Origin of the sequence: Paraclostridium dentum (assembly GCF_012922555.1) — a bacterium.
GTDB classification, from domain to species: Bacteria; Bacillota; Clostridia; order Peptostreptococcales; family Peptostreptococcaceae; genus Paraclostridium; species Paraclostridium dentum.
In genome coordinates this window covers 21,894-40,020 of record NZ_WIPK01000009.1, presented here as the reverse complement: position 1 = coordinate 40,020, position 18,127 = coordinate 21,894, and the positions used below count along the sequence as shown (strand labels likewise).

17 protein-coding genes are annotated in these 18,127 nt (G+C 28.5%); 16 read left to right on the top strand and 1 reads right to left on the bottom strand.

Annotated elements, in window-relative coordinates; translation table 11 throughout:
• Positions 1-22 precede the first annotated feature (22 nt).
• The 8 genes from GFJ41_RS12955 (at position 23) to galE (ending at position 9,392) form a co-directional block, all read left to right on the top strand.
• Positions 23-1,204 carry a polysaccharide biosynthesis C-terminal domain-containing protein gene (locus tag GFJ41_RS12955; protein WP_170075520.1) on the top strand — a complete coding sequence of 394 codons (1,182 nt, stop codon included), beginning with the start codon at positions 23-25 and terminating at the stop codon, positions 1,202-1,204.
• Positions 1,204-2,328 carry a non-hydrolyzing UDP-N-acetylglucosamine 2-epimerase gene (wecB, locus tag GFJ41_RS12950; RefSeq protein WP_170075519.1) on the top strand — a complete coding sequence of 375 codons (1,125 nt, stop codon included), beginning with the start codon at positions 1,204-1,206 and terminating at the stop codon, positions 2,326-2,328. The genes GFJ41_RS12955 and wecB overlap by 1 nt, the downstream gene beginning before the upstream one ends.
• A 17-nt stretch (positions 2,329-2,345) precedes the next feature.
• Positions 2,346-3,674: a hypothetical protein gene (locus GFJ41_RS12945; RefSeq protein WP_170075518.1), complete on the top strand. Its 1,329-nt coding sequence runs from the start codon at positions 2,346-2,348 to the stop codon at positions 3,672-3,674.
• Between the two features lie 51 nt (positions 3,675-3,725).
• On the top strand, positions 3,726-4,925 hold the full coding sequence (locus GFJ41_RS12940; RefSeq protein WP_170075517.1) for a glycosyltransferase: 1,200 nt from the start codon (positions 3,726-3,728) through the stop codon (positions 4,923-4,925).
• A gap of 60 nt (positions 4,926-4,985) precedes the next feature.
• Positions 4,986-6,005, top strand: coding sequence for an NAD-dependent epimerase (locus tag GFJ41_RS12935; protein ID WP_170075516.1), 1,020 nt, complete (start codon positions 4,986-4,988; stop codon positions 6,003-6,005).
• 24 nt (positions 6,006-6,029) lie between these two features.
• The gene (locus GFJ41_RS12930) at positions 6,030-7,196 is read left to right on the top strand and encodes a nucleotide sugar dehydrogenase (RefSeq protein ID WP_170075515.1); all 1,167 of its coding nucleotides are present in this window, start codon (positions 6,030-6,032) and stop codon (positions 7,194-7,196) included.
• Between the two features lie 83 nt (positions 7,197-7,279).
• Positions 7,280-8,206 (top strand): UTP--glucose-1-phosphate uridylyltransferase GalU, encoded by a 927-nt coding sequence (gene galU, locus GFJ41_RS12925; protein ID WP_170075514.1) that lies wholly within the window; start codon positions 7,280-7,282, stop codon positions 8,204-8,206.
• A gap of 184 nt (positions 8,207-8,390) precedes the next feature.
• Entirely contained in the window at positions 8,391-9,392 is a 1,002-nt protein-coding gene (galE, locus tag GFJ41_RS12920; RefSeq protein WP_170075513.1) for a UDP-glucose 4-epimerase GalE, read from the top strand.
• 126 nt (positions 9,393-9,518) lie between these two features.
• Here galE and GFJ41_RS12915 read toward each other — a convergent pair whose 3' ends face one another.
• Complete coding sequence (locus GFJ41_RS12915; RefSeq protein ID WP_170075512.1) at positions 9,519-10,052, bottom strand: VanZ family protein; 534 nt, start codon at positions 10,050-10,052, stop codon at positions 9,519-9,521.
• A gap of 287 nt (positions 10,053-10,339) precedes the next feature.
• On the opposite strand from GFJ41_RS12915, the gene GFJ41_RS12910 reads away from it, so the two are divergent.
• Genes GFJ41_RS12910 through GFJ41_RS12875 form a run of 8 tightly spaced genes read left to right on the top strand, consistent with a single transcriptional unit; the run spans position 10,340 to position 18,119 of the window.
• Positions 10,340-10,966 carry a YveK family protein gene (locus GFJ41_RS12910; protein ID WP_170075511.1) on the top strand — a complete coding sequence of 209 codons (627 nt, stop codon included), beginning with the start codon at positions 10,340-10,342 and terminating at the stop codon, positions 10,964-10,966.
• A gap of 50 nt (positions 10,967-11,016) precedes the next feature.
• Complete coding sequence (locus GFJ41_RS12905; protein ID WP_206001556.1) at positions 11,017-12,849, top strand: polysaccharide biosynthesis protein; 1,833 nt, start codon at positions 11,017-11,019, stop codon at positions 12,847-12,849.
• An 18-nt stretch (positions 12,850-12,867) separates the two neighbouring features.
• Positions 12,868-13,470: a sugar transferase gene (locus GFJ41_RS12900; protein WP_170075510.1), complete on the top strand. Its 603-nt coding sequence runs from the start codon at positions 12,868-12,870 to the stop codon at positions 13,468-13,470.
• Between the two features lie 11 nt (positions 13,471-13,481).
• Complete coding sequence (locus GFJ41_RS12895; protein ID WP_170075509.1) at positions 13,482-14,108, top strand: acetyltransferase; 627 nt, start codon at positions 13,482-13,484, stop codon at positions 14,106-14,108.
• A gap of 11 nt (positions 14,109-14,119) precedes the next feature.
• Positions 14,120-15,253, top strand: coding sequence for a DegT/DnrJ/EryC1/StrS family aminotransferase (locus GFJ41_RS12890; RefSeq protein WP_170075508.1), 1,134 nt, complete (start codon positions 14,120-14,122; stop codon positions 15,251-15,253).
• 10 nt (positions 15,254-15,263) lie between these two features.
• On the top strand, positions 15,264-16,370 hold the full coding sequence (locus tag GFJ41_RS12885) for a glycosyltransferase family 4 protein (RefSeq protein ID WP_170075507.1): 1,107 nt from the start codon (positions 15,264-15,266) through the stop codon (positions 16,368-16,370).
• 21 nt (positions 16,371-16,391) lie between these two features.
• A complete protein-coding gene (locus GFJ41_RS12880; protein WP_170075506.1) occupies positions 16,392-17,543 on the top strand; it encodes a glycosyltransferase in 1,152 nt (383 codons plus the stop codon).
• 30 nt (positions 17,544-17,573) lie between these two features.
• On the top strand, positions 17,574-18,119 hold the full coding sequence (locus tag GFJ41_RS12875) for an acyltransferase (RefSeq protein WP_167402927.1): 546 nt from the start codon (positions 17,574-17,576) through the stop codon (positions 18,117-18,119).
• Positions 18,120-18,127: the final 8 nt, after the last annotated feature.

Sequence of the window (18,127 nt, the reverse complement as noted above, 5' to 3'; positions counted from 1 at the left end):
CTAATAGTGGGAAGTGATTAAAATGAAAAAAATATTAGTAACAGGATCAAATGGATTCGTAGGTAAAAACACAGTTGTTGCTTTAAATGAAGCTAAAAAGTATGAAGTAATTACAATAGATAGACAAAACAGTGAAGAAGAATTGAGACAAGCTACATTAAAAGCTGATTTTATAGTTCACTTAGCTGGTGTAAATAGACCTAAAGAAACTTCAGAGTTTTATGAAGGTAATGGAGGGTTAACTGAGAAAATAGTAAGTTTCCTAAAAAATGAAAATAAAAATACACCTATACTGATAACATCATCAACTCATGCAGAAATTGATAATGATTATGGTAAAAGTAAGAAACAGTCAGAAGATGAATTGATTAAATATAGTGATGAATGTAATGCCAAGGTATATATATTTAGACTACCAAACTTATTTGGTAAGTGGTGTAAACCTAACTACAATTCAGCAGTAACTACATTTTGCTACAATATAGCACATGATTTAGATGTATGGGTAAACGACCCATCGATAGAATTAAGCTTAGTTTATATTGATGATGTTGTTGAATCAATTGTAGAGTGTATAGAAGGTTGGAATATGCTCAATCTAAATGAAATTAATGAAGAAGTTGCTCTTACAACAACAGGATCAAACTGTGTACAAATAGATAAATATTACTATGAAGTAACTACTGTTTATAAAAGAACATTAGGAAATATAGTAGATTCATTGAAGATGTTTAGAAATATGAGAAAGAGTTTATTAATACCTGATTTAAGTGATGGTTTTAATAAGGCTTTATACTCAACATATTTAACATATTTAGAAGAAGATGATTTTTCATATTTCTTAGATAAGAAAGAAGATAACAGAGGATGGTTAGCTGAACTTGTTAAATCTGAACAGTTTGGGCAGATGTTTGTGTCTAAAACACACCCTGGAATAACTAGGGGTAACCATTGGCACCATACTAAGACAGAGAAGTTCATGGTTATACAAGGACAAGCTAATATAAGATTTAGAAAAATAGATGGAGAAAAAGTTATAGAGTATATAGTAGATGGTGAAAAACCACAAGTGCTTGACATACCCCCAGGATATACTCATTCAATAGAAAATATAGGACAAGACGAAGTTATAACTCTTTTCTGGTCAAATGAAATGTTTAATCCAGAAAAACCAGATACGTATTTCTTAGAGGTGAATAAATAATGAAAAAATTAAAGTTAATGACTATAGTTGGTACTAGACCAGAAATAATAAGACTTTCAGAAACAATAAAAAAATGCGATCAATATTTTGACCATGTATTAGTACATACAGGTCAAAATTGGGATTATACTCTAAATCAAGTGTTCTTTGAAGATTTAGAACTAAGAGAGCCAGACTATTACTTAGATTCAGTAGGGGGTCACTTAGGTGAAACTATGGGTAATATAATAGCTAAATCTTATGAAGTAATACAAAAAGAACAACCAGATGCACTTTTAGTATTAGGAGATACAAACTCTGCAATGTCAGCAATATCAGCTAAAAGACTTAAGTGTCCAATATTCCATATGGAAGCTGGAAATAGATGTTGGGACTGGAATGTATCTGAGATGATAAATAGAAAGATAGTAGATCATATATCAGATATAAATTTACCATATACAGAGCATTCAAGAAGATATTTAATATCTGAAGGTATAGATGGAAAAACAATATTTGTAACAGGATCACCTATGCAAGAAGTATTACAAGCACATATGCATAAGATAGAAAAAAGTGATGTATTAGAAAGATTAAACCTTGAAAAAGATAAGTATATATTAGTTTCTGCTCACAGAGAAGAAAATATAGATAATGAAGAAAATTTTATGGATTTAATGAACTCTATAAATAATATAGCTGAAAAATATCAGATGCCTGTTATATACTCTACTCATCCAAGAAGTAAGAAGTTTATAGATCAAAGAGAGTTTAAATTCCATCCATTAGTACAAAGTTTAAAGCCATTTGGCTTTATGGATTATAACCATCTTCAAATGAACAGTTTCTGTGTTCTTTCAGATAGTGGTACTTTATCAGAAGAAAGTGCAATGTTAAACTTCCCAGGAGTGCTTATAAGGACATCAACTGAAAGACCAGAGGTATTAGACAAAGGGACTGTTGTTATAGGTGGAATAAAAGGTGAAGATGTAGAGAGAGCTATGAAACTTGCAGTAGCTATGAAAAAAAACAATGAAGAAGTAGTAATGCCGCAGGATTATATAGATAGAAATGTATCAGTGAAGGTTATAAAGTTAATTCAAAGTTATACTCATATTGTAAATAAGACTGTATGGAATAAATAGCAAAAGAGGACTTTAAAATGAGCATATATATTAAAAGAAAAAAAAAACACATTACGGTAAGTTATAGATGGGTTCCGTTTGTAGGTATTTCAACTTATGTATTGTTAACTTTAGCTCTTTGTTTATGGGGACCATGGGAATATCCAGGATTCAATAAACTTTTAGTTAGCACATATATCATTTGTTTCTTATTTATAACATGGATTGGAATGTTAATTGGATCTGCTTATAAGCCAAAGCAATTAAACAATAATGAGAATGTTAATAGACTGGTCGTAAAATACACTAGAAGATTGATATACATAGTTTTTGTCATAAAGAGTCTACTAATATTAAGTTGTATAAAAAAGTATGGAAGTATAGAAATTGGCAATTTAATGGAAAGTATGGCTATGTCATATACAAGGATGAATGCAGGTGAACTAGCTGATTCTAATTTTTTTAGACAAATGGATACTTTTATGACTTTTTTATATATAAGTACTACAGTTATTGGATTTTTCATATGGGAAAAATTAAAATTCAAATCTAGATTAATATTAATTATAAACATTTTACTAACTATAATATATAATATATTTTATTTAGGGATTCAAAAAATTATAGGAGATACAATAATTTATTTTTGCAGTATTTTTATTGTAAAAGGTATTATAAAAAACAAAGAAAAATTTAAAATTAAAACAATTGTTACATTATTTATTGTAGTTATGATAGCTTTTTTTATGTTTTCATTTATAATAGCTGGGAGAAAAGAATATTGGGGATCTAGTTTTAAAACAGTTGGGAGTAATGGAGCAACTTTAAATCTAAACCATCCTTTACTATTAATAATACCAGAGAGCTTGCGGCTACAAGTTGGATCTTTTTTAGTATACCCAACTATGGGATACTATGGACTATCTCTTTGTCTTCAACTACCTTTTAAGTGGACGTATGGGCTAGGAAGTGCATTAGGAATAAAAAGTATGTTAGATCAAATTATACCAGGAATACCCAATGTCATGAATGATACCTATCTAATTAGAATGCAAAATTATTACGGGATAGATGCATTTGGAGATTGGCATACTATTTTTCCATGGTTAGCATCAGATATGACATTTATAGGAGCTTTAGTATATATGGGAATTATAGGGTATATATATATGAGATGCTGGAAACAAGTTGTTTTATATAAAAATCCAATATCAATAGTACTTTTGACTCTATTAAATATACAATATGTATACATAGTAACTAACAATCAATTATTTCACACAAGAGGAGATGCAATGGCTACAATTGTAATTTTTTTACTGTGGCTAATATTTAATAATAGATTGAACTTTAAGGACGATGACTAAATATAAAAAGGAGCATGAACTATAACTTACAATTACAATTTTACAAAAGGAATGAAAAAAATGAAAAAAGATATTATATATATAGCAAATAATACGTTTCCAAATAATACAGCATACGCTACAAGGGTTTTATATTTTTGTAAAATGTTTCAACATTTAAATTATCGTGTAACTGTAATTAGTCAAGAAGGTGATAAGTCATTATATGAGTATATAAGAGCACAAAAAATTGAACTTATACACTTTGCACCAATAACTTCAGGAATCAAGGCTAATTTTAAAAATACGTTTTATTCACATAGAAAGCTTGAAGAACTTTTATTGAAATATTTGGATAAAAGAAAGCCGGAAGTTGTTGTTTTGGGGTCAGGATTTTCTCATTTATTCTTACCTGTAAAAAGGATATTAAATAAATATAATATACCATTAGTTGTTGAAATCGGAGAATGGTATGACGCAAAACAATTAGCATTAGGTCCAGTAGGACCATTTTATTGGGATAATAGAATAGCTATGCATTATCTTTATAAAAAGTCAGATGGAATAATTGCAATAAGTGAATATTTGAGTAAATACTATAGAAATTGTGGAACGAAAACTATTAGAATACCTACTATTCTAGATATAGAAAAATATAATAAAGAGTATAAAAATTTAAGTGAAAAAATTATTATAACATATGCAGGTTTTCCGGCAAAGAAAAAAGACTACATAGATAAAGTCATAATTGCAATTGCAGAAGACTCATATCTAAGAAGTTCTATAAAATTACAAATTATAGGACCTAACCGAGAACATATTGAAAAGTTATTAGGGAAAAAGAAATACCTATTACAAAATAGTGACGACTTTATAGAAATTTTAGGTAAAGTGAATCAAGAAGATGTCAGTAAATTTGTAACTAATTCTAATTTCACAATACTTTTAAGACCGAATAAAAGATATGCTAATGCAGGATTTCCAACTAAAGTTGCAGAAAGCTTAGCGTGTGGAACACCAGTTATATCGAATTTAACTAGTGATATAGGTATGTATGTTAAAAATGAAAAAAGTGGTGTAATTATAGAAAAATGTTCTGTGGAATCTGTAAAAAGGACATTAAAACAAATTATAGATGAGCAATTAGATAAAAATTTAGCGATGAGAAGTTTATCGAAAAAAATTGCAAAGGAAAGTTTTGACTATAGAAATTACACAAATTCAATGAAAGCATTTATAGAAGAAATTACTTACTTAAGGAAGACTAAATAAAAAATAGTTTTATATTTATTAGAATTTAGTATTAAATTTTTAGAAAGTGTGGTTTAGCATATGAAAGAAACAATATTAGTGACAGGATCAAGTGGATTTATAGGATATCATCTAATTAAAAATTTAATTAAAAGAGGATACAAAGTAGTTGGAATAGATAATATGAACGATTATTATGATATATCAATAAAAAAAAATAGATTAAAGTTACTCAAGGAATATGACAATTATGAATTTTTTAAGATTGATTTGCAAGAAAAAGAAAAAATTGAAAGATTATTTGAAAAATATAAGTTTCAATATGTAGTAAATTTAGCAGCTCAAGCTGGAGTGAGGTATTCAATAGAAAATCCATATGCTTATGTTGATTCGAACTTAATAGGATTTGTAAATATATTAGAAGCATGTAGAAATTATCCAGTTAAACATTTGTTATATGCTTCTTCAAGTTCTGTATATGGAGGTAATAAAGTAGCTCCATTTTCTACAGAACATCAAGTTGATCATCCGGTAAGCTTATATGCTGCTACGAAAAAATCAAATGAATTAATGGCACATACATACAGTCATTTATATAAGATACCAACAACAGGGCTTAGATTTTTTACAGTATATGGGCCTTGGGGAAGACCGGATATGGCATACTTTTCATTTACAGATGCAATACTTAAGGACAAGCCTATAAATGTGTTCAATCATGGAAAAATGGAAAGAGATTTTACGTACATAGATGATATAGTAGAAGGTATATATAGATTATTACCGTTAGCACCAAAGGCTAATCCAGAGTGGGATGAAACTATGGATAAGCTAAGTGAAAGCTTTGCTCCATACAAAATATATAATATAGGTAATAATCAACCAGTACAGTTAGAGACATTTATATCTGTGTTAGAAGATAAAATAGGAAAAAAAGCAATTAAAAATTATATGGAAATGCAACCAGGAGATGTTCAGAAAACTTATGCGGACACTTCAGATTTAGAAGAAGCTATAGGATTCAAACCAAGAACTAGCATAGAATCAGGGCTAGAGCAATTTGCAAATTGGTATAAGGAATTCTATAACGTAGAAATATAAATGATTTAATTGGGGGAAATGACAATGAAAATAGCAGTAGCAGGAACAGGTTACGTTGGATTATCTAATGCTATATTATTATCACAAAATAACGAAGTAATAGCAGTAGATATAATCAAAGAGAAGGTCGACATGATAAACAACAAAAAGTCTCCGATAGTAGATGTAGAGATTGAAGAGTATTTGTCCACTAAAAAATTAAAATTAAAAGCTACAACTGACGCATATAAAGCATATGAAAACGTAGACTATGTAATAATAGCAACTCCAACTAATTATGATCCAGAAAAAAACTATTTTAATACAAGAACAGTTGAAGCCGTTATAGCTAACGTGTTAGCTATAAACCCTGATGCAATAATGGTAATAAAATCAACTGTGCCTGTTGGGTACACAGAAAGAGTAAAAGAAATGTTTGATACAGACAACATAATATTTTCTCCAGAGTTTTTAAGAGAGGGAAAGGCCTTATATGACAATTTATACCCTTCTAGAATAATAGTAGGAGAACAATCAGAACGAGCAGAAAAATTTGCTGAACTTTTATTAGAAGGTGTAAAGAAAGAAGATATACCTGTATTATTTACTAATTCAACTGAAGCTGAAGCTGTTAAGTTATTTTCTAATACATATTTAGCTCTTAGAGTAGCATATTTTAATGAGTTGGATACATATGCAGAACTTAGAGGATTGAATACAAAGCAAATTATAGAAGGGGTTGGATTAGATCCAAGAATCGGCAATCACTATAACAATCCTTCATTTGGATATGGAGGATATTGTTTACCAAAGGATACAAAACAATTAAGAGCTAACTATGAAGATGTACCTAACAATATAATAGGAGCTATAGTTGATGCAAATAGAACTAGAAAAGATCATATAGCAGATCAGATAATAAAAAGAAATCCTAAAGTTGTAGGAATATATAGATTAACAATGAAAACTAACTCTGATAATTTTAGAGCATCATCTATTCAAGGAATAATGAAGAGAATAAAAGCTAAAGGGATAGAAGTAGTAGTTTATGAGCCGGCATTAAAAGAAGACAACTTTTTTAATTCAAAAGTAATTAAACATTTAGATGAATTTAAATCAATATGTGATGTTATAGTTTCAAATAGAATATCTAAAGAATTATTTGATGTAGAAGAAAAAGTTTATACAAGAGATTTATTCAACAGAGATTAATGAAAATATTTATAAAATAGTATTAATAAATAACTAAAGATTAACATCTTTAGTTATTTTTAAATATTACGATGGAGGATAGAATGAAAAAAAGAGTAAGAAAAGCCATTATACCAGCAGCTGGGCTTGGTACAAGGTTTCTACCTGCAACAAAGTCTCAGCCAAAAGAAATGCTACCTATAGTTGATAAGCCAACTTTACAATACATAATAGAAGAAGCAGTAAATTCAGGTATAGAAGAAATACTTGTAGTTACTGGTAGAAGTAAAAAAAGTATAGAAGATCATTTTGACCGATCTGTTGAGTTAGAGATAGAACTTGAACAAAAGGGAAAAATGGAGATACTTGAAATGGTAAAAGAAATATCTAATATGGTAGATATACATTTCATACGTCAAAAAGAACCTAAAGGACTTGGACATGCTATATATTGTGCAAAGAGCTTCGTAGGAGATGAGCCATTTGCAGTTTTATTAGGAGATGATATAGTAGATAATGAAGTTCCTTGTTTAGCCCAGCTTATAAATGCGTATGATGAGTACAATACATCTATACTAGGTGTTCAAGAGGTGTCAAAAGAAGATACAGATAAGTATGGAATACTAGATGCAAAATTTATAGAAGATAGAGTTTATAAAGTAAAAGATATGGTTGAAAAACCAAAAGTAGAAGAAGCACCATCAAATATCGCTATACTAGGAAGATATATAATAACTCCTGCTATATTTGAAATACTTGAAAATCAAGCTCCAGGAAAAGGTGGAGAAATACAATTAACAGATGCTTTAAAAACTTTAGGAGAACACGAAGCTATATATGCATATAATTTCGAGGGAAGAAGGTATGATGTAGGAGATAAGCTAGGTTTCTTAGAAGCAACTATTGACTTTGCATTAAAAAGAGAAGGTTTAGGGAATGAGTTTATGGAGTTTTTGAAAAGTAAAATAAACAATAAAGACGAAGTTGTGGAGTCTGAAATATTAGATGAAGTAGCAGTAACTAAAGGATAATTTAATAAATTTTTATTTAAAACCCTATAAATAAAAAAAAATATATAAGGATATAAGCAGATATATTAAAATTAAAATAAGATACTAAAACTAGTTAGCAAAAATATAAGTTTTACCTACTTTTAAAGATAGTAGTAAAACTTATATTTTTATTATAAGCTAATGTACATTAGGAGGAAAAGAGATGAGCATTCTTATAATTGGGGGAGCAGGATACATAGGAAGTCATACAACTAAATATTTTATTGAACAAAATGAAGACGTAATAGTAGTAGATAATTTATTGACAGGTCATAAAGGTGCTTTATCAACTGATAAGTTTTATAACTGTGATATAAGAGATAAAGAAAGTTTAGATAAAGTATTTAAAGAAAATAACATAGAAGCTGTTATACATTTTGCAGCTAACTCATTAGTTGGAGAAAGTATGAAAAAACCATATGAGTATTATCACAATAATGTATATGGAATGATGTGCTTATTAGATGTTATGAAAGAAAATAATGTTGATAAAATTGTTTTTTCATCAACAGCAGCTACATATGGAGAACCTAAAAACATACCTATAATGGAATCTGATGAAACAAATCCAACGAACACTTATGGGGAAACAAAGTTAGCAATGGAAAAAATGATGAAATGGTTTGATAATGCTTATAAAACTAAGTATGTATCATTAAGATATTTTAATGCAGCAGGAGCATATTTTGATGGAAGTATAGGTGAAGATCATAAAACAGAAACTCATTTAATACCATTAATACTTCAAGTTCCTTTAGGTAAAAGAGAACATATAAGCGTATTTGGAAATGATTACGATACAAAAGATGGTACATGCATAAGAGATTATATTCATGTTATGGATTTAGCAGATGCACATTATAAAGCATTAGAGTATTTAAGAAAAGGAAATAAAAGTGATATTTTCAACTTAGGAAATGGTAATGGATATTCAGTTAAAGAAGTTATAGATATAGCTAGAAAGGTAACTGATTTTAATATACCTGCAAAAGAGGAAGAAAGAAGAGGTGGAGATCCAGCTGTTCTTATTGCTTCTAGTGAAAAAGCTAAAGATATACTTAAATGGAATCCTAAGTTTGATTCTTTAGAAAAGATAATAGAGGATGCTTGGAATTGGCACAAAAATAATCCTAATGGATATTCTAAGGAAAAGTGTAGGATATAAATAATTTAAACAATAAAAAAGAGATGACTAAATAGTTAGCGAAGAATACAAATATAAGTTGTAGATACCTTTAAAGCTTTACTGTAGCTTTGGTAGCAAAACTTATATTTGTGTTCAATCGCCCGACTAAGATTGGTCATCTTTTTTTAAATTTCTAATATAGTTTATAAATTTAATATACACATAAGACCCTAAAAATCCGCCTAAAGTATTTAACCAAACATCATCTATTTCACAAAATCTATAAGGAATAAATCCTTGAGTAAATTCTATAAATAAAGTTAATGCTAAACTAGCAAAAACGACCTTTTTAATATTACAGTTAGTTTTTGCACAAGCAAAGAAACCAAATGGCATAAATAAAAGTAGATTTCCTACATTTTGATATAAGAAGTACATTAAGCCACGAGTTAAGTATGTACTTATAGGAACTTTTAAAGGTATTAAATTAAAAATCTCAAACTTAGAAAAAGGAAGGTCTAATCTAATTGGAAATAATGTCATAGCAACTACTGCAACTATAGACATATATAAGCCAATATTAATGCCTTCATTTTTAAAATTAAAACTTTTACTATTTATAAAACATAAAAGACTTCTAAAAAACACATAAGCCCATAAAAAACATAGTAAAACTATCAAATTAAAACGTATTACCAAAATTACACCCCCTATGTAATAAAATTTAAAATAACTTAAATATTATAACATAACGAAAATCAGTTAGCGAAGAATAAAAAATGTAAGTTGCAGCTACCTTTAAAGCTTTACTTTAGCTTTGGTAGCAAAATTTATATTTTTATTCGAGCGACCTACTAGAGTTGGTTATCTTTTTTAAAATGAAAAAAATAGTCACATAAAATAAATCAATTTAATAAGATAAAGAGGGTAGAAAAATATGTAGAATAAACAATAAAATTGTAAAATAAAGTAAATGGAGGTCAAATATGGAGGATAATATTGGCATAAAAGGATACTTACAAATTATAAAAAGAAGATCATGGATAATCTTTTTAATAACATTCATAGCAATATTTGTAAGTGCAGGTGTAAGCTTCTTTGGAGTAAATCCAGTATATGAAGCAAATACAACTCTTTTAGTAGATATTAACAAAAAACCTGGAGCTGAAATAGTAACAAGTGAACAGCTCAGTGTTTCTGAAAAATTAGCAGTAACTTATGGAGAAATAATAAAATCAAAATCAGTATTAAATGAAGTAGAAAATTCACTAGATTTAAAATGTGGATATGAAGAACTTTCAGACAAGGTAAACGTCTCATCAATCAATAAAACGCAAATCATTTCAGTATCAGTTCAAGATACAAATCCAAAAAGAGCAACAGACATAGCTAATGCTATACCAACAGCATTTCAACAAGAAGTAAAAAGAATAACACAAGCTAATGATGTTAAGGTAATAGATAAAGCTGTAGTTCCAAACAAACCTATAAAACCAAACAAAGCAACAATAATAGCGATATCAGCGATATTAGGAATCATGATATCCTTATTTATTGTATTTTCACTTGAATATCTAGGACCTAAGGAAGGTGTCAAAAAAAATGACCAATAAAAATTTAGAAAAAGAAAGAGCTAAAATAACAGGGTTTATTCTAGATAATTATGTGCAAAATTAGGCAACTAATTTTAATTGCAACAGATATAGTATGTATAGTAGTAGCCTTTCTAATTTCTAACTGGATAATATATTCTAAATATAAGTTACAAGATATAGGTTTATATGAAATTTTAACTTTTATTATTGTAAGTATAGTGATTTTATCTATCTGCAAGTGTTATAGAAATCTATGGAGATATGCAGGAGAAGAAGAATTAATAGCAATAGTATTTGCATGCATATTATCAATAATTACAACTTATTCAATACATTTATTGATAGGCATAGAATTTCAACAAACTTTTTATATACTAAATTTAATAATAACAACCTCGTTAATCAGTTGGGCAAGACTTACCTACAGAACAGGAAGGCGAGTTTTAATAAGAAGTAGATTAAAAGAAAAACCATCTAAGGTCCTTATTGTAGGAGCAGGAAGTGCAGGAGATATAGTAATACAAGAACTTAAAAACAATCCTAAACTTTTAAAAAAGCCTATAGGAATAGTAGATGATGATATAAAAAAACAATGCAGAATAATGCATAATGTGCCTATTATAGGTATGGTAAAAGATATAGACAGTATAGTAACTAAATATGATATTGATGAAATTATAATAGCTATAGCTAATATAAGCAGAAAAGATAAAAAGAATATTATAGAAGTTTGTAAGAAAACAAAATGTAAATTAAAAACTATTCCAGGTATATTTGAAATTATAGATGGTAAAGTAGATATAAAAAAAATTAGAGATGTTCAAATTGAAGATTTACTAGGTAGAGATCAAGTAAAAGTAAACCTAGGTGAAATAAGTGGATATTTACAAAATAAAGTAGTATTAGTTACAGGTGGAGGCGGAAGCATAGGTAGTGAACTATGCAGACAAGTATCAAGCTTAAACCCCAAACAACTTATAATACTTGATAATTATGAAAATAACGCATACGCAATTCAACAGGAATTAGTAAGAAAATATGGTACGAGCCTAAATTTAATTACAGTAATAGCATCAATTAGAGAAGAAAAGCGTATGGATGATATATTTAAGAAGTATAAACCGGATGTAGTATTTCATGCAGCTGCTCATAAACATGTTCCACTTATGGAAAAAAACCCAAGTGAAGCTGTAAAAAATAATATATTTGGAACAAAGAATTTAGCAGTTTTAGCAGACAAATACAAAGTTAAAAGGTTTGTGCTTATATCTACAGACAAAGCTGTTAACCCAACTAATATAATGGGAGCAACAAAAAGAGCTGCAGAAATGATAATACAAACTATGAATGAAAAAAGTGAAACAGAGTTTGTAGCTGTTAGATTTGGAAATGTTTTAGGAAGTAATGGAAGTGTTATTCCATTATTTAAAAAGCAAATTGAAGAAGGCGGACCAATAACTATAACTCACCCAGAAATCACTAGGTATTTTATGACTATTCCAGAAGCTGTGCAACTTGTTATACAAGCAGGAGCAATGACAAAAGGTGGAGAGATATTTGTACTTGATATGGGAGAACCCGTTAAGATAGTTGATTTAGCAAAAAACTTAATAAAACTTAGTGGGTTTGAACCAGACGTTGATATATGTATTGAGTTTACAGGACTTAGACCAGGAGAAAAGTTATATGAAGAGTTGCTTATGAGTGAGGAAGGATTAACTGATACAAGTCATGAAAAAATATTTATTGGAAAACCAATCAGTATTAACGTAGCAAAATGTAAGATGAATTTGGAATTTTTAAAAGCTATAGTAGACAAAGAAAGAGTAGAGCTAATTGATATTATTATGAGAGAGTTAGTTCCAACTTATATTACACCTGAAGAAGCAAACAAAATGTAAAAGAGGTGAAAAGAATTTATGCAGAAGTTTATAAAAAGAGCTATTGATATTTTAGGTTCTTCGTTAGGTGGATTATTAATTTCTCCTATTTTAATTATCATAGCTATTTTAATAAGAATTAAGTTAGGTTCTCCAATATTTTTTACTCAAGATAGAGTAGGAAAAGATGGTAAGATCTTTAAAATAGTAAAATTTAGGACAATGTTAGAAGCTCATGATAAGTTTGGAGAGCCACTATCTGATAAGGAAAGAGTAACTTCATTTGGAAATTTTCTTAGGAGCACAAGTTTAGATGAGTTACCAGAACTTATAAATGTGTTAAAAGGAGATATGAGTTTGGTTGGACCAAGACCATTACTTGTTGAATATATAGATCTATATTCTAAAGAGCAATTTAGAAGACATGAAGTTAGACCAGGAATGACAGGATGGGCACAGGTTAATGGAAGAAATAATTTAGATTGGGATGAAAAATTTAAAATGGATGTTGAGTATGTAGATAATGTGAATCTCTTACTTGATATAAGAATTCTTTTCTTAACTATATTTAAGGTTTTAAAAAGAGATGGCATAAGCAAAGATGGGCACGTAACTATGGACAAGTTTAAAGGTAATCGATAGTAGGTGATTGTATGAAAGAAGTTATTGTTATAGGTGCAGGAGGTCATTCATCTGTAATAATTGAAATTATCGAAGCTATGATAGATTCTGGACATGATTTAAAAATCAAAGGATTATTAGATGATAATGAAAAAATATCAGAATTTATGGGATATAAGATAATTGATAAGATAGAAAATGTAATGCTTTATAATGATAAAAATATTGAATATGTAATAGCAATAGGCAATAATCAGACAAGAAAGAAAATATATAGTAAATTTAAAAACTTAAAATATTTTACAGCCATTCATCCAAGTGCCATTATAAGTAAAAGCTCAGTTATAAAAGAAGGAACTGTTGTAATGGCTAGAGTTGTAATAAATGCAAATAGTGAAGTTGGAAGTCATGTTATTATAAACACTGGAGCAATTATAGAGCACGATAATAAAATAGGTGATTTTTGCCATATATCACCTGGAGCAACATTATGTGGTGGAGTGACTATAGGAGAAGAAACTCATATAGGTGCAAACTCAACTATTATTCAATATAAAAGTGTAGGATCAAAAACAATGATAGGCGCAGGAGCTACAGTTATAAATGATATACAATCAAATGTTGTTGCAATTGGATGTCCTGCAAAACCAAAACAATAGGGGTTATAAAAATGGAAAAGAAGATATATCTATCTTCTCCTCATATGGGAGGAGAGGAGATAAATTATATAAATGAAGCATTTGATACAAATTGGGTTGCCCCACTTGGACCAAATGTTAATAACTTTGAAAAAGCAGTTTGTGAATATACAAATTCAAGATCTGCTACAGCCTTAGCTAGTGGAACTAGCGGAATACATTTAGCACTTAAGTGTTTAGGAGTAGGACAAGGAGATATTGTATTTTGTTCAACATTAACTTTTTCAGCTACTGCAAATCCTATAATATATCAAGGTGCAGAGCCTGTGTTTATAGATTCTGAATATGAATCTTGGAACATGAGTCCGATTGCACTTCAAAAAGCTTTTGATGATGCAGAGAAAAATAACAAAATGCCAAAGGCTGTTATAGTAGTTAATTTGTATGGACAAAGTGCAGATTACGATAAGTTAAAAGATATATGTAATAAATACAATGTTCCTATTATAGAAGATGCGGCGGAGTCTTTAGGTGCAACTTACAAAAAAGCTCAAAGTGGAACTATAGGTGATATAGGTATATATTCATTTAATGGAAACAAGATAATCACTACTTCTGGTGGTGGCATGATGGTTTCAGATAATGAAGAATATATAAAAAAAGCTTTGTTTTGGGCAACTCAATCTAGAGAAAATGAGAGACATTATGAGCATAAAGAATTAGGGTTTAATTACAGAATGAGCAATATTGTTGCTGGAATCGGCATAGGGCAGATGAAAGTTCTTGATGAAAGAATAGAAAAGAAAAAAGAGATTTATGAAACTTATAAAAGTGCTTTTAAAGATATATGTAATATACAAATGATAAATGTATGTAACTTTGGTAAGCCAAATTACTGGTTATCTGCAGCTACAATAAGTGCAAACTCTGAAATTAAACCATTAGATATAATATTGGCTTTAGAAAAAGAAAATATAGAAAGTAGGCCAGTATGGAAGCCAATGCATATGCAGCCTTTCTTTAGAAGATATAAATTTTTTAGTTGTTTAGAGGTAGGAAGTGTGTCAGAAGATTTATTTAATAGAGGCATATGTTTACCATCAGATACAAAAATGAACGAAGAGGATATAAAAAAAATAATAAATATAATTACACAAATGTTTTAAGGAGTGTATTATGAAAAAAATTCTAATTTTAGCTAACAATGATATAGGATTGTATAACTTTAGAAAAGAATTACCTCAGCGATTGTTAAGGCTTGGATATGATGTAACAATAGCTTTACCATATGGAGAAAAAATTGAAAAGTTTAAAGATATGGGATGTAATTTTATAGAAACTCCTATGAACAGAAGAGGTATGAATGTTATACAAGATTTAATGTTATTGATTCAATATATAAAAATTATAAAGAAAATAAAACCTGACTTGGTTCTTACTTATACTATAAAGCCTAATATTTATGGAGGAATAGCGTGTAGAAGTTTAAACCAAAAAGTAATTCATACAGTTACAGGGTTAGGTAGTGTATTTATACGAGATTTATGGATAAAGAAAATATTAATAAAATTAAATAAATTTTCATTCAAAAACGCATGTCATATATTTTTCTTAAATAAAGAAAATCAAGATTTTTATAAAAACATAAAGATACTATCAAATCAACAGCAGATAAGTGTTGTTCCAGGATCAGGAGTAAATCTTAAAGAATTTCAATTCAATGAATACCCTAATAATGAAAAAATTAAATTTACATTTATAGCTAGAGTTATTAAAGATAAAGGAATAGAAGAGTTTTTAGAAAGTGCTAAAAATATAAAAGATAAATATTCAAATGTAGAATTTGATGTAGTTGGAGCAATTGATGAAGATATATATCTAAATAAATTAAAGGAATATGAAAAGTTAAAAGTTATAAATTATTTAGGTCATAGGTCAGATATCCAAGCGATAATGAAAAAATCATCATGTATAGTATTACCATCATATGGAGAAGGAAGAGGAACAGTACTTCAAGAAGGTGCAGCAATAGGAAGACCATTGATAACTTGTGACACATATGGGTGTAAAGATAATGTAGATGATGGATACAATGGATATTTGTGCAAAGTTAAAGATTATAAAAGCTTACAAAACTATATGGAAAAATTTATAAATCTGTCTTTTGAAGAAAAGAAAAAAATGGGTTTAAATAGTAGGACTAAAGCAGAAAAAGAATTTGATAGAGATATAGTAATAAAAAGCTATATTGATAAGATAAATCAAATTACACAAATGTTATAGATAGAAAGAGGTTTATAAAATATGAGTCTTTTATTTATACATGATCATAAATTTCCTAAGTTTAAAGATGAGTATTTTTGCTCATATGGATTTGATGATAAATTTTGTGACAGATATATTCAACACTTTGGGAAAATCAAAATTATGGCTTGTCATACTAAAGCAAATATAAATGAAGTAAAATTTTCAGATACGATAAGTGAAAATATATCATTTATTACTTTTAATAGTATAAAAGATATATTAAAAAGAAAAGTGAGAAAACAGATAGAAGAAGAGATAAAACAAAATGAATATTTAATAGTAAGATTGCCTAGTTTTATAGGGTTAATGTCTTTGAAATATATAAAAAAATTAAATAAACCTTATTTAGTTGAAATGGTAGGGTGTCCATTTGATGCTTTATGGAATCATAGTATATACGGTAAATTTTTAGCACCAATTATGTATATGCTGTGTAAAAAAGAAATTAAAGAAGCTCCTTACGTTGTTTATGTAACTAACGAATTTTTACAAAAAAGATATCCAACCAAAGGTGAAAGCATATCTTGTTCAAATGTTATGCTACCTAAAAATGAAAAAGATATATTACAAAATAGATTGAAAAAAATACAAGGTGAAAAGTTAAATAGAAAAGTTGTTTTAGGAACCTGTGCAACGGTAGGATCCAGATATAAAGGACAACAAAATGTAATTAAAGCAATAAAAGTTTTAAAGGAAAAAGGATATGAAATAGAGTATCAGCTAGTTGGAGGCGGAGATAATTCTTACCTTAAAAATATAGCTAAAAAATATGATTCTTATGAAAATGTTAAATTTATGGGAGTACTAACACATAGTGAAGTGTTTGATTGGCTAGACACTATAGATATATATGTTCAACCTAGTTTAACAGAAGGGTTGCCAAGGTCATTAATTGAGGCATTAAATAGAGGGTGTCCAGCTATAGGAAGTGATGCAGGAGGAATACCTGAGTTACTTGTAGATAAAAGTATATATCCAAAAAAATCATATAAAGAATTTGTAGATGCTTTTGAATATGTAAATATGAACAGAGAAGAACTAGCAATTATAAATTTTAAAAAAGCAAAAGAATATGAAAATAATAAATTAGAAGCTAGAAGAAGTGAATTTTTTAAAATGTTTAAAGAATTTGCAGATTTATTGAATTGAATAAATTTAGTTTAAGCAATGGAGAATATTATGAGATTAAATAAAAAGCTATCAATATATTTAAACTTTATATTCAGAAACATACCAATACACATGGTGTTTTTAATTACATCATTATTTCCAAATCATTTATATACCAACCTAATTAGAGGTTTTTTAATTAAACCATTTATAGGATCAAGCGGTAAAAAACTGCAAATCGCACCCCGAGTTACCATAAATAATCCAGAAAATTTACATGTGGGAAACAACTGCTATATATCACACAATGTTTATATAAATGCTAAGGGAAAAATTATCTTAGATGATAATGTTATTATTGGACCCATGAGTGTATTAGCTACAACAAATCATGTATTTGAAAATGGAGTTGTAAAAAACAAAGGAATAAGTAAGCCTATTCATATAAAAAAAGGAACTTGGTGTGCGTCTCATGTTGTTATTACAAGTGGGACAACAATAGGCGAAGGAAGTTTAGTAGCTGCAGGATCTGTAGTAACTAAAAATGTAGAAAACAACATTATAGTAGGCGGAGTTCCCGCTAAATTTATTTCAACTAATGATAATATATCATAAGTTGAAAG